We start from the raw sequence: 12914 nt of genomic DNA on the forward strand, positions 1-12914 counted from the left end.
TTCGGTTATTTTATTACATAGATGATACTTTTAATCGTGTTAGTGAATAGATAAGGAGACGAAAGTTGATGAAATTGAAGTTATTATTTCTCAGTGTGATCATGGTTATTCTTTTATGCTCGTGCACTACTCGTGAAGCAGCCGTCGTTGTCGTTCAAGAACCAGATACGGGAATTGCTGAACTCGATACTACCATACATAAGTATTTCCAAAGCTTTAATCATATTAATGAGTGGAGCGCATATTCTTCAGATGATTTTGTCAAACAAGTGTATTGGTTGTGCTCAGGAGATACAACCGAAACCAAAACAATTGAAGAAATGAAAGCTATTATTGCTGATATAAATAAACACAGCTTACAGCTTAATGAATGTAAACTTGATGAAGTTGAGAAGGTCAGTGCCAACCATGTAAATATCCATGTCACTAGGGCGTGGGAAAATGGAGAGACTGATCAAACTTCATATTCTATTATTAAAATGGATGGAGAATGGAAGTTCGATCAAAGATTTTAAATTGGTTAAGAATCTCCATTCTAATTATCTTGATTGGAATCGTTCTGGAGAAAGGGTACATCCCTACAGTGAAAATGACGATGGAGCATTAATGATGAATTAACTGTGTTGAAAAGTAAGAGACCCGCAAACATCAGCATGGGAGTGATGGGAATGGAGATTAGAGCGGTCAAGGAATTGACACCTACGGATTGGCTTGAACTCGGTAATTTCGGCTATAGGTCCATTCAGAAATATGAGCTTACGACACAGGAAGCCCAAGGCTGCTTCACCATGCAACTAAGCTTGATCGACCTGGAAGCTGTGTATGAGAAAGTAGAAATGAACGACGAGGAGGATCTGGCACGCTATCAGGAAATGCTACAGCTGGGATATTCGCTTGGTGCATATAGGGATGGAGGACTCATCGCCCTGGTCATTGCAGAGCCGCAGCACTGGAATAACACACTGATGATCTGGCATGTTCAGGTGCATAAGACGTACCAACGACAGGGATACGGTAAGCGGCTGATCGATCAAGTAAATGATATGGCTCAGGAAAAAGGGTTCAGGGCAACAACGGTCGAGACACAGAATACGAACGTTCCAGCCATTCACTTTTACAGACACTGTGGTTATCAGATTGAAGGAATAGACATCTCGTTGTACTCGAATAATCGTAGCCATGACGATGAAGTAGCTATCTATATGAGAAGGAATCTAAGTAGAGCGGAGTAACGCAAGTAGGGGAAATGAAGAGCAGAGAGATTTCACCGAGGAGAATCCAATGATGACCATAAATAATCTACATACCCAACCGTCCAGTCGCTATGAGGAACTTGATCCTGAAAAGGAAGGAAATAAGAATACAAGATTTTCAGATATAATTATTGATTGAAAATCCCTTTATGAAAGACTTAAAAAGCATGATATGGTCCCGTCCTTGGTGTGGGGACGAAGAGTGTGGTTACATCTCAGTGAAAATTGATAGAGAAGGGGACCTTGTCATCTGGAAGGATTTTAGGTTAGAGCCAGATACGAAGCAGATCCATGTAGGGCCCTTCTATTTTGAATGGGAGCCATATCAGAGGGCTATTCGTGATACGCTCGGGATGGAGCAAGAATTATAATATGTGCTAATACTCTAAACAGTTAGATGCTAGAGACCATCATTTATGCTTGAAGGTGAGAAAGTGAACAAGAAGACCTTGCTTATTAAATCGGCATACTTCATTGAATTAACTGAAGAAGAATATCAACAGAAGTATGATGAGATCAACTTGGCCATTTCTAGAGCAATCGGTAAGGATATCACGTGGTCTGCAAATAGAAAAATGAAGTGGGAAAGCATTTCTACAACAGTGCTAGATACGACGAAAATGAATTGTGGGAGATGTAACAATTGTAAGAGTTGGGTTACCAATCGAGAAGAAGCAAACCCAATAAGTGAATTAAGTAATGGAGCGGTAGTAAATGGAGAACTGCTTTGTGATGAATGCTTACCTGAAGATCATAGATGGGCATTTTAATGTTTGAACTACTGACGACTCATCATAGTATTGCGTGCAGGTATTATTCATACATAAGATTATCACCCAATTCAGGTTAGAGTGCTGTAGATGCACTTGCCCCGGTGGGGATAACATACAAAAAGGAGCTTCATTCATGGCTTATACAATACAAGGTTTCATAATAAGGGAGTCTAGCTTCCCAAGTATTCAAGCGATGTTACCCTATAAAAACATATGCTTAGCCACGTTAAAGGAAGGGATGCTATTCATCCCCCTGACCGATGAGCTATATGATGAGATTCATGAATGCGCAGCTAACGACATTCAAGGCTTCGACTGCTTAACAGACACAATGTTAGCGTTGCTGAATGAGCTCTCCCGTGAGATGGATATTGGTTATATTGAGGCTGAATATTTTGGCGGAACCGGGTATCAGAATGGCTTGCTGTATCGAAATTCAGCGATGACTCTACAGTATGTACAGGAGCAAAACGCTATTAATAAAGTGCTGTTAGGCTTGGGAGTTGTAAAGGAGGAGTCTCAAGATGAATTTGCTACAGTGGGCCTGGACAAACATAGAAGTAACGAGGGCTGGGCACAAAAGCAATGAAGCTAAGAAGCGATGGAGCAATGACTATGCATGATTGCCATCAGACACTGCGATTAACCAAGGGGAGATCAATATGAATGTTAAAATTCATGTAGTAGAGGACAACGAGGAGCTACCATTAGATTTATTACTTCTGGCAGATCCATCGGAGAAGATCGTAAGAGAATATGTCGGTAGAGGTACTTGTTATGTCGCCACATGGTTGGAGGAGATCATTGGAGTATTTGTACTGCTAAGAACCAGACCGGGGACCGTTGAAATTGTAAATATTGCCGTGCGGGAAGATTATCAAGGAAAAGGAATAGGCAGGCAGCTTGTGGAGCAGGCGATAGCCAAGGCGAAGGAGCATAACGCGACAACAATAGAAATTGGAACCGGGAATTCAAGCATACAGCAGCTAGCTCTGTATCAGAAGTGTGGATTCCGAATTACGGGAGTAGACCGTGATTTTTTCGTAAGACATTATGACGAAGAAATCTACGAGAATGGAATTCACTGTCGAGATATGATCAGATTGAGCATGGATCTGTGAGTAACGAGTCAATCATAAGCAGCTCGCAGCAGCTTTACACTCATATTTGAATGGTCCAGAATTAGAATCTAGTTATTCAAGCAAAAAAGGAGATCCACATGCATAAAGATGATTTTGGCAATCGAATGAAGGGCTATGAGAATATTTTTAGACAGACTCTTCCGCAAAGGCTTCCGGTAATAATTCGCATCGACGGCTCGCACTTCCACACTTACACTCGTGGGATGAACAAGCCGTTTGATGAAGGGCTTATGCAGGCATTTTGGGAGACGTGCAAGTATTTAGGGCAGAACATGATGGGCTGTAAATTGATCTACCACCAAAGTGATGAAATCTCGATCCTGCTAACGAACTATGATAAGTTAACCACGCAATCCTGGTTCGAGAATAATCTGCAAAAGATCGTATCCATATCAGCCTCAATGGCGACAGCCAAGTTCAATGAGGTGATCACGAAGACCCATCCAGATAAGCCACTGGCTACCTTCGATAGCAGAGCATGGGTACTGCCTCAGGATGAGGTCGCCAATTACTTTCTGTGGAGACAGCAGGATGCTACCAAGAATAGCATTTCCATGGTTGCGCAGGCTCATTTCGCGCATGAGGAGCTTCAGGGTCTGAATGGGAAGCAACTGCAGGACAAATTATTCGTCGAAAAGGGTATTAACTGGAATGACTTGCCGATCTGGCAGAAGCGCGGAGTATGCATAACCAAGCAAGACTATAATAAAGGTGAAGCCATCCGCCGCAAGTGGGAGGTTGACCTGGATACACCGATTTTTAGCCAGCAGCGAGACTATATTGATCAACACGTCTATATCACGAAGGATGAATAATGATGGAATGCGTTATTTTCGTCGGGATCCAAGCTTCGGGAAAGTCCACGTTCTATAAAGAACGATTCTTCACCACACATATGAGGATCAATCTGGATATGCTTAAGACGAGGTATCGTGAGCACATATTTGTCGAAGCAGCCTTGAAGGGGAAGCAGGCATTTGTAGTGGATAATACCAATCCTACAGTGGCTGATAGACAGAAATATATCGCTGCTGCCAAGGAGCATAATTTTAAAATGATTGGTTACTACTTTCATCCTGATTATGAGCTATCTATACACCGAAATGAACAGAGACAAGGGAAGGCGAAAATCCCCGAGATCGGGATCAAGAGCACTTTGAAAAACCTGCAGATTCCTACTTATGCTGAAGGGTTTGACGAACTATACATGGTAAGATCATTGGATAATGTATTTGAAGTCACAGACATGATTCAGGAGGACCTAGAGTGAGATTGTTGTTAATAGGAATATCGTTGCTGTGCCTACTTCTAGCTGGCTGTACTAAAGATGCTAATCCTGACAATGCTAACAATACAGAACAAGTGAAGGCAAATGAGGCTTCTTCGTCCAGTCCAGCATTAGAGAGTGAACAAGAACAGGTCGATGAAGGTACGGCGGATACAGAACAAGAGGAAGCTGAGGTAGGCCAGGCTACAAATATGGCTGCAACGGAAGAGGAGAAGGAATTCATTCATCACTTCTATGGCGATTGGACCAGTAAGGAGCAAGAGGATGTTTTTTTGCGGCTAATGGATGGCAAGGAAGAGATCGGCGTGAAGAATGGACAAATGTTAACTGTTGCTGATTTTTCAGTCACTGAGATCAATGCTGAGGAGCAATGGATCGTCATCCACGGATATTCGCAAGAGATCTCATATGATGAAGAGATTGACAAAGTCGAGTTCACAACGAAGTTATATTTAAAGAATGATGGGGCAGAGTTGCTATATGTGTATGATTATCTCGGGCAAAGTAATGAAAGTCTGTGGGTTAAATAGATCATATCATGAGCGAATTATTGAATCTATTACCAAGCGACAAGCATGACTTTGACAAAGTACGCCAGTTGAAAAGTATAGACAAAAACGAGCGAATACAGCTAATCCCCCATTTGCTAGAATGGTTGCAGGATATGAATACTTGCTATAGAACTTGCGGAAAGAGTAGGATTGGCCAGTATGCGGCCTAATATCCTAATGGAGCTGAGCAGATGGACATAATACAATTTAAAGTAGAGCCCTCACAGGAGTCGGATTACAGCGTCTTAAATATCTACGTGAATCAACAACCTTTCATTGAATGGGTAAAAAGCTACGAAATGCAATTTGAACCGGACATTGCTGGCGGGTACGAAGGATTAGACATCGAGGATTTGATAGACATTGAAGGACATTTCCTAGGCAGACTTACGGAGGACGATCGATTCAACATGGAAGAGAAGATTCAGCTTCTGGGCTGCAATTGCGGAATACCGAGCTGCTGGCCCTTCTTGGTCAAGATCACTGTGCATGAAGATACTATTGTGTGGAGCGACTATGAACAGCCATATAGAAATGAGGAATCAGCGGGCGGACACTGGGACTATTCGAAGCTTGCTCCGTTGGAATTCGATAGGCGGCAATATGAAGAGGAACTACAGCACCTGATGGCTGTGCTCGAAAGAAAGGGTTAGAGTATACAGAATTTTCTTCATAATTACATTAGGTAAGATAATCCTTTTTAAGTGTACATGGGAAGTGATCATATGGCTGACAATAAGAGTGATAAGAGCTTCTATCTATCTGCGGATCAGATCGTTAAGCGAATTGATTCCAATGAAGGCTGTATCGTCAGTGATAGAATCACTGTGGACGGATGCAAGGTAGGCTTTATGTACCGAGAAGATACGTCGGATAGTAAGTACCCGGATAGTGGATGGAGGTTCATGGCGGGAGACGAGGACGAGGAATATATGGCCAATGCGGTTTATCACGGGATTTATTTGGTGAATACGATATGCAACTATGACCCGGACATTATCCCTTTTCTCGACGCACCTCCTGGCACAGCATATATACGTGACGTAAGTGGCGTCCTAGTGCTGGACACGGAATGGGAAGAGCCAAGTGAGTAGTAATAGTGCAAAAAAGAAGTTGAAAGAATTTATTAAAGGAGAACCTTCTCCGAGGAGATGCAAATGGCCATTTATTTTGGACTATGAATTAGTTGAGATAAGAGGAACTGTTGCTGTGTATAAATTTGGCGACTGCTTACAGGAATTAGATGGGGTTTTTGAGATTGATCTACCCAAGTTGATCAGTGGAGAAATTTCGATGCAAGCGCCAATTGATGAAGTAGTAAAACTAAAAAATCACAACCAATCTCAATCTAAGGCCAACAGAGTATTTGGAAAGATATATAAACACTATCTTGAGAATCACGAATATTCTATCAAGGGTGGATACTATGCTTAGTTCATCTGAGGTTATTCTTTTTAGGTTATAACGATTAATGGAAGATTTAATAATTACTCATTGGACTTGTAAAGGAGCCGGGGTATGGGTGTGGATGCTTATGTAGTATGTAATTGTGTGAAGGAAGGAAATGTTAAGCCTCCTCCTTTTGATCTGAGCTTGCTGGAAATTACAGACGAAGGGATCGACATACTGGACTCTGTTAATGACGAAACCTATGAACTGTATCAGCAGTGGCGCGAGAATGCTTGCGAGCATGAAGACTTCTATTATTATCAAGATCGGGTTTTTAATATCGCAGGAGGAAATTTCTTTTATGGAATCATTGACCGGTTGGGGCAGGACAAATTCCCAATGTTGATTTCAATTGGGGAGAAGCTATTTTCTGCTGATCAGTCCGGAAAAGCTTTGAAGGAACTGGATATTTTTGAATCAGTAATAAGCAAGCTGCAAGGTATTTTTCTCGTTGATACGGAATCTAATGATGAATATGAGAGGTCTTTTTCTGGAGAGGGTAAGTGGTTCTTATCATCTGGAGGCAAGCACACGTATCAGTTAAACGACCGAGGATTCTGTATTCTAGACAGAGATCATCGTGAGCTTTTTCATTCAGTAGCGTTCACCCAGGAAGTACTGAGTGTTGAAAAAGAAGGACGGAAGCGTAAGTATGCAAGATTTCAAGATGTGGAGAAGGGACGGGTGTTTGAATCTTCTTATCCGCTAAGCCGAAAGATATGGGGAATCGATGAGTTGTATTATCCAAAAGCTTTTCAGATCGTAAAAAGAAACCTAAAGGCATCTGATTCTCGATCCACGCGAGTACTAAGAAGCCTGTTTGAGGCTTCCTTACAGACAGGTAATCCGATCATTTGGGCATAAAGAGATCCGAGATGAAGCATTTGAATATTACTGGAATACGATTCTGAGCTTATTACATATCCAGAGTTTTTGAGATAGCTTAATATTAAATAGTTGCTTGTGTAGTGTGCTTTCAAGTAAATGGATTATAGTTGGAGTGTGAAAAATGAATATGAAAGAAAAGCTAATAATAATCAAAGAAAATGGCTACCAACCACCTCAAGACATATTCCAATTGATACAAGAAATGATGGAGAATATAGGTTCTTTGGATGCCCAGCTACGTGATGAGCTTATTTATACAACCTTATCCAACTGGATTCCGGGTAATATGCTAACAACCTACGAACTCGAACAACTCTTATCCATTGTTTTGGATGATGACCATTTGCTGTATAGGCTAGGTGAAATAAATACAGATTCAGTCTTTACCCGATCATTCTCTATGCTAGTTATACCACTCCTCTTGATGAGGCATAAAAAATTACCATTTCTTTCAGGTGAGCGTATTCATCTGATAAAGGAGAAGGTATTTTACAATATACAGCAAGAGCGAGATTACCGTGGGTATGACGAAGAAAAAGGCTGGGCTCATGCGATAGCCCATGCAGCAGACGCTTTAGACGATTTGGCTCAATGCTCTGAATTGAATGAGAATGACCTCCTAGCCATCCTCGATTTGGTTTACGAAAAGATGACCATAACAGATCGAGTGTATTCCGACGGGGAAGATGAAAGAATGGTAAGAGCTATCATCAGTGTTTTAAATAGAAAAATGCTTAGTCAGACTGTTGTGGAAGAGTGGATTCAAAGCTTTGGTGATGTGGAAAAGCCCTCAGAGTTTCTGCTTGCCTTTAAGCAAAAAAATAATATAAAGAACTTTTTGAAAAGTCTATATTTTCGAATTAAATTTTACAAAGTGGATGCTGATCTCTGCCCAATTATCGAGCATACTTTATATAAAGTAGAACAAGTATACTATTCCTAATTAAGTACGGGGAAAGTACTCTTACTTGCCTGTCTCTACTTCAAATACAGTAAAGGCAAACAGTACCATGCAGAAGAATGTTTCTCTTAAAAGAAAAGCCAGTATACAGTAACGAGTGGCCGCTTCATTATGCGAGCATCTCGTTTGTCACTGGCTTCCTTGTATGTCTTTTAATGATTATGATGAGCATGCGCATCCGGGGCATCCGCTTTGAGCGTGCATAGAACAGAGCTATCGTGCATGTGTTTCTCGGATTCCACCTGGAGCGTGACGTGCTTAATGTCCTTGTGCTCCAGCATATGCTCAATCTTGTGGATCAGAGCTTCCGTTCCATACACATCCATGCTTCCATCAACGACGATATGGGCCGTCAAAGCATTGTAGTTACTGGTAATGGACCAGATGTGTACATCATGCACGCCTTGAACGCCATCCACCTGCAGGATCGTCTGCACAATTTCCTCCATATTTACACTCTTCGGTGTACCTTCCATCAGTACATGCAGGGATGATTTGGTGACAAAGAAGCCACTGCGTAACACAAGCACCGCAACAATCACGCTTGCAAGTGGATCAGCCCAGCCCCAACCGAAGAACATCATCAATAACGCTGCCGCAATCGCACCAATGGACCCCAGCATATCGCTGATGACATGCAGGTAGGCGCCACGCATATTCAAGTTTTTCTCGGTATCACTCTTACTCATCATCATCCAGGCCACCAGAATGTTAATGAGCAGCCCAATAACACTAATGATCAGCATGCCAACGGTTGCGACCTCTGGCGGGTTGGCGAATCTTTGAATTGCTTCATAGAAAATGTACAATGCGATGCCAATCAGTGTGACACCGTTTAGTATAGCAGCAAGAATCTCAAAACGTCTGTAGCCGAAGGTCTTCGTGGCATCTGCAGCTTTACCCCCGAAGGTGAAGGCCAATAGGGCAATTCCAAGTGCAATGGAATCGGATAGCATGTGGCCAGCATCCGAGATCAGCGCCAGACTGTTCGTTATAAATCCTCCAACAGCCTCAATGAACATGTAACCCGTGATGATGATGAATGAGAAGAGAAGTATTTTCTTGTTACTGCTGTGATTATGACTGTGTGCATGGTCGTGCCCGTGCTCGTGGTGTTGTCCAGACATAGAGATTCATCTCCTTTAGTATGTAGGTGTAGCATGAGTCATTGTGTGGAAAATGATGAGTTGAATTTAAATGATAAAATAACACATGAGCAACTATTCATATGTTTTTTTGATATCCACATTATATGACGCTCTACTCGCAGTGTCAACGCATCTATGAAAAATATGGAGGATAGAAGATATGCAACAGACTACGAGAGCAGGGAGTTCAACTTACAGATGGTCTGACACAGGCAGAGATCCACCAAATTGAGGAGCTGTATCAAATAGAATTTCCCCAGGATATGCGAGAGCTACTGCAGCATGCATTGCCTAGTGGCGATAAATTCCCCAACTGGCGGGACTTTTCGGAGTCAAATGTTCATAGCCTTCGTACCCGCTTGAGATGGCCGTTAGACGGCATGCTGTTTGATGTCGAGCATAATCCGTCATGGGGAAGCAAGCCCGACAATGTAGCTGCTGCAAAGGAAATCTGCATCCAAGAATGCAGCAGCGTACCGACTCTTATACCGATCTACTCTCACCGCTACATTCCTTCCACTCCCATGGAGGCAGGGAACCCGGTATTTTCTGTGTATCAGACAGACATCATCTACTATGGAGAGAATCTTGAGGAATACTTGATGGTAGAGTTCGGAGATAAGCCATACAATGCCATTGAATTTGATAGAATCAAGCGTATTCCGTTTTGGACAGAGCTGGTAGAAGAATAGCACCAGAAGTAGAGTTAGGAGTAGAGATGGGGATATAGTACGAAGCATAATCCTTCTTCCCTAGAATAGTAATTACTATCACGCTATTTCATAATCGGCTCGTCTATGCTTGGACCGTTAGGGAGGGGAAAAGGATGAATATGCATCCGGCTCAAGCTTATGCTGCCAGCGTCGATGTCTGTACTGTCACAACCTTTTGGGCACTGGCCGAAGCACTTATTCCGAAGACGCCAGCGCTCGCCGTCTATGGGGCTGAACAGGTGCCTGGGGCAGCTGAATTATGCATTCACGAATATATGATCTGGGAGCTGGATCATGCCTTCTCGGTGGTGATTGGCCTCGGGCCGTCGGTTATACCGCTATCAAGACCAACGGCTCATCTGCTCAATTCCGGAGCTGTACAGTTTACGCAAGCGCAGCAGACAGAGTGCCCACCGAATCCACAGATTTGGCATATTAGCCCGTTTGCATCGTTAACACCAATGGATCGTATTCGTGTGCTTTCTATGCTGGAAGAGGTGCAGATCGACCTGGGTGACTTACCGCTACCGTACACCTACAATGGTGGCTGGGTCAGGTTCATGGTGAGTATCCTGAACAGACAACTGATGTTCGGCAACTATTCGGAGTGGAACGCCTATGGAAGTACTCGATTGTTGACGCCTACCAAGCGAAGACTGGAATACTTTCCGATAAGCTGGAGGCAGGTGAAATACCCTGGTGTACAGCCGGGCTACCGCGTGTTCATGGGGTATGAGCTAATGATCGTTCGGGAAGGGGGGACATCCACAGTTGTATCCAACTGATTCGGCTTTCGATACGGACGTTATTGTCATTGGCTCTGGAGGCGGAGGAGGCGTTGTTGCCAAGGAGCTTGGGGAACTGGGGTTAAAGGTACTCGTGCTTGAAGCAGGCCCCTGGATTGGTAACAAGAAATGGCCGCATCCCAATAGTGACCGTGGCGGTGAATGGAGCTCCAGTTATCAAGATCTGGATATAGGCATCTATAAGGACATCTACAACGCCTATGAGAACAATATGAACGATCTGATCTCTGGCGTATTTCGCTTTGGCCCAGCTGATCGAAGTCGTGTTCCCTGGAATCGGGTGACGCCGCAAAAGGGAGCGATCTGGCAAATTGCTGGAGTTGGTGGGACGACTCAGCATTACTGGAGTCAATCCCCTCGTGCTTTTCCGGCGGCGGTTGATGGAATATGGCCCATCAGCTATCGTGAGCTAATGCCCTACTATGAGCGTGTGGAGGCAACGCTGCCAGTACAATTTTCACCAACGACTCCTAAGGAAGAGCTATTCTATTATGGAGCGAAAAAAGCAGGCTGGACGCTGAATCCAACCCTGAATGTGACTACACCTGGCTATCGTCCCAATCCTAATGCTATATTGCCCGTCAATGAGCATCTCATGGACCCGAACTATTCATTGGAGCAATTATCCCATATGGAAGGCTGCACTTTGAAGGGGAATTGTGTGAATGGCTGTAGTGTTGGCCCCTCCGTCGATCGAATTGCCAAGCGTGGCACCTTGGTCAGCTACGTTCCTCTTGCATTGAAGACCGGAAATGTAGCTATTCGTCCCAATTCGTATGTCTTCAAGATTCTGACCGGGCATGATGCACAAGGTGGGATTCGGGCCACAGGTGTACAATTTCGGGACACGTGGACGGGTGAGATAGGGGAACTGACAGCCAGGACGGTCGTCATGGCAGCTGGCTGCATCGAGTCGCCGCGTCTATGGCTCAATTCGGAGCTTCCGCATAATGAATGGGTAGGTAGAGGGCTTACGAATCACTGCTTTGACTGGGTAGGAGGCGTCTTCGATGAACAGGATCTGATGCGGATCCTCGGCACGAATGATGTCTATCCATATGCTGGACACACCTCGGGCGCCAGAGTGGACATTCCGGGAACGGGGATTTTCCAAGTGTCCTGTCTGAGTCCAGGCTTAATGTCTTATTTGACCTATGGTTTTAGTGAAGCGGGCTATGATGCTTTGAATCCACCTGTGCAGGGGGAGCCATGGGATATTCGGGGCAGAGTTGTCGGCCCGCAATTGAAGGAATTGATGATGAATTACAACCGGACGATGACGATGCTACTGCTCACCGATGACGAGACACAGTACCATAACAGAGTAGGCATTGACCCCATTCTGAAAGACGAGCATGGCCCGATTCCGGTCATTCATTACAGGCCAAGCATCAAGACATTACAGCGACGAGATCAGCTGGCCAAATACGCTTCAGAGACCCTGCGGAAGGCGGGAGCGAGAACGATTATTCGATCCGACACCCCGTTCTCCTTCATGCTACATCTGGAGAGCACGATGCGAATGGGATTTGTGACGGATAGTCACTGTGAGGCTTATCAGGTCAAACGGCTATTTATTGCGGATAATAGTGTGCATTTTAATGGCATTGGTGGCCCAAACCCGACATTAACTACACAAGCATTAGCCACCAGAACAGCCGAGGCCATTGCACACAAATATTTTTCCTAATTGCCTGCACCAACTGCAAAATACATGACCATCCCTGCGAGCACCAGCAAAAGCCCCAGGACAATCGCTTTCCCAACCGTTCGCATCAGCTCACCACTCTCTAGGAGATTGAACAGAAACAGAAATATATCAGTATTTTCAGTATACACATGCTTGCCCTTGATCCATACTCTGACTCCAGCATCATGAATAATGTTCAGCCAAGGAAAAGTATACAATAGAAGTTAAGCGGCAGCCTCACCTTTGGTGGGG

19 protein-coding genes are annotated in these 12914 nt (G+C 43.9%); 17 read left to right on the plus strand and 2 right to left on the minus strand.

The features are described from left to right. Positions 1–68 precede the first annotated feature (68 nt). From K331_RS0102180 to K331_RS0102245, 14 genes are all read left to right on the plus strand, one after another. Positions 69–515 carry a hypothetical protein gene (locus K331_RS0102180; protein WP_028589000.1) on the plus strand — a complete coding sequence of 149 codons (447 nt, stop codon included), beginning with the start codon at positions 69–71 and terminating at the stop codon, positions 513–515. A 153-nt stretch (positions 516–668) separates the two neighbouring features. Further along, positions 669–1232, plus strand: a complete 564-nt coding sequence (locus K331_RS0102185; protein ID WP_028589001.1) for a GNAT family N-acetyltransferase — start codon at positions 669–671, stop codon at positions 1230–1232. Between the two features lie 455 nt (positions 1233–1687). Continuing rightward, entirely contained in the window at positions 1688–2023 is a 336-nt protein-coding gene (locus K331_RS0102195) for a hypothetical protein (RefSeq protein ID WP_156897602.1), read from the plus strand. 136 nt (positions 2024–2159) lie between these two features. Further along, positions 2160–2615 (plus strand): hypothetical protein, encoded by a 456-nt coding sequence (locus K331_RS0102200; protein WP_028589003.1) that lies wholly within the window; start codon positions 2160–2162, stop codon positions 2613–2615. Positions 2616–2688: 73 nt separating this feature from the next. After that, positions 2689–3147, plus strand: coding sequence for a GNAT family N-acetyltransferase (locus K331_RS0102205; protein WP_028589004.1), 459 nt, complete (start codon positions 2689–2691; stop codon positions 3145–3147). Between the two features lie 98 nt (positions 3148–3245). Beyond that, positions 3246–3983, plus strand: a complete 738-nt coding sequence (locus tag K331_RS0102210; RefSeq protein ID WP_028589005.1) for a tRNA(His) guanylyltransferase Thg1 family protein — start codon at positions 3246–3248, stop codon at positions 3981–3983. A 2-nt stretch (positions 3984–3985) separates the two neighbouring features. Next, on the plus strand, positions 3986–4438 hold the full coding sequence (locus K331_RS0102215) for an ATP-binding protein (RefSeq protein WP_028589006.1): 453 nt from the start codon (positions 3986–3988) through the stop codon (positions 4436–4438). Next, positions 4435–4986, plus strand: coding sequence for a hypothetical protein (locus K331_RS0102220; protein ID WP_028589007.1), 552 nt, complete (start codon positions 4435–4437; stop codon positions 4984–4986). The genes K331_RS0102215 and K331_RS0102220 overlap by 4 nt, the downstream gene beginning before the upstream one ends. 8 nt (positions 4987–4994) lie before the next feature. Next, on the plus strand, positions 4995–5177 hold the full coding sequence (locus K331_RS33085) for a DUF5071 domain-containing protein (protein ID WP_084165304.1): 183 nt from the start codon (positions 4995–4997) through the stop codon (positions 5175–5177). Positions 5178–5198: 21 nt separating this feature from the next. Beyond that, positions 5199–5660 carry a hypothetical protein gene (locus tag K331_RS30850; protein ID WP_051289545.1) on the plus strand — a complete coding sequence of 154 codons (462 nt, stop codon included), beginning with the start codon at positions 5199–5201 and terminating at the stop codon, positions 5658–5660. Positions 5661–5732: 72 nt separating this feature from the next. Beyond that, the gene (locus K331_RS28745; protein ID WP_036633909.1) at positions 5733–6101 is read left to right on the plus strand and encodes a DUF2185 domain-containing protein; all 369 of its coding nucleotides are present in this window, start codon (positions 5733–5735) and stop codon (positions 6099–6101) included. Further along, the gene (locus tag K331_RS0102235) at positions 6094–6441 is read left to right on the plus strand and encodes a hypothetical protein (RefSeq protein WP_226383518.1); all 348 of its coding nucleotides are present in this window, start codon (positions 6094–6096) and stop codon (positions 6439–6441) included. Before K331_RS28745 ends, K331_RS0102235 begins: the two co-directional genes overlap by 8 nt. A gap of 84 nt (positions 6442–6525) precedes the next feature. Next, positions 6526–7320 (plus strand): hypothetical protein, encoded by a 795-nt coding sequence (locus tag K331_RS28750; RefSeq protein WP_051289547.1) that lies wholly within the window; start codon positions 6526–6528, stop codon positions 7318–7320. A 145-nt stretch (positions 7321–7465) separates the two neighbouring features. Then, a complete protein-coding gene (locus K331_RS0102245) occupies positions 7466–8287 on the plus strand; it encodes a DUF2785 domain-containing protein (RefSeq protein WP_028589009.1) in 822 nt (273 codons plus the stop codon). A gap of 170 nt (positions 8288–8457) precedes the next feature. On the opposite strand, the gene K331_RS0102250 is transcribed toward K331_RS0102245, so the two are convergent. Continuing rightward, positions 8458–9432, minus strand: coding sequence for a cation diffusion facilitator family transporter (locus tag K331_RS0102250; RefSeq protein WP_028589010.1), 975 nt, complete (start codon positions 9430–9432; stop codon positions 8458–8460). A 284-nt stretch (positions 9433–9716) separates the two neighbouring features. Here K331_RS0102250 and K331_RS0102255 point away from each other — a divergent pair, with 284 nt between their 5' ends. The 3 genes from K331_RS0102255 to K331_RS0102265 all read left to right on the plus strand — a co-directional run bounded on the left by K331_RS0102255 (position 9717) and on the right by K331_RS0102265 (position 12662). After that, positions 9717–10145 carry an SMI1/KNR4 family protein gene (locus tag K331_RS0102255; RefSeq protein ID WP_226383519.1) on the plus strand — a complete coding sequence of 143 codons (429 nt, stop codon included), beginning with the start codon at positions 9717–9719 and terminating at the stop codon, positions 10143–10145. A 134-nt stretch (positions 10146–10279) separates the two neighbouring features. After that, entirely contained in the window at positions 10280–10951 is a 672-nt protein-coding gene (locus tag K331_RS0102260) for a hypothetical protein (protein ID WP_028589012.1), read from the plus strand. Beyond that, positions 10938–12662, plus strand: coding sequence for a GMC family oxidoreductase N-terminal domain-containing protein (locus K331_RS0102265; RefSeq protein WP_028589013.1), 1725 nt, complete (start codon positions 10938–10940; stop codon positions 12660–12662). Before K331_RS0102260 ends, K331_RS0102265 begins: the two co-directional genes overlap by 14 nt. On the opposite strand, the gene K331_RS0102270 is transcribed toward K331_RS0102265, so the two are convergent. After that, positions 12659–12811 carry a hypothetical protein gene (locus K331_RS0102270; RefSeq protein ID WP_156897603.1) on the minus strand — a complete coding sequence of 51 codons (153 nt, stop codon included), beginning with the start codon at positions 12809–12811 and terminating at the stop codon, positions 12659–12661. The two genes, K331_RS0102265 and K331_RS0102270, sit on opposite strands and share 4 nt — an antisense overlap. Positions 12812–12914: the final 103 nt, after the last annotated feature.

This window comes from Paenibacillus massiliensis subsp. panacisoli DSM 21345 (assembly GCF_000426545.1).
Lineage (GTDB): Bacteria > Bacillota > Bacilli > Paenibacillales > Paenibacillaceae > Paenibacillus > Paenibacillus panacisoli.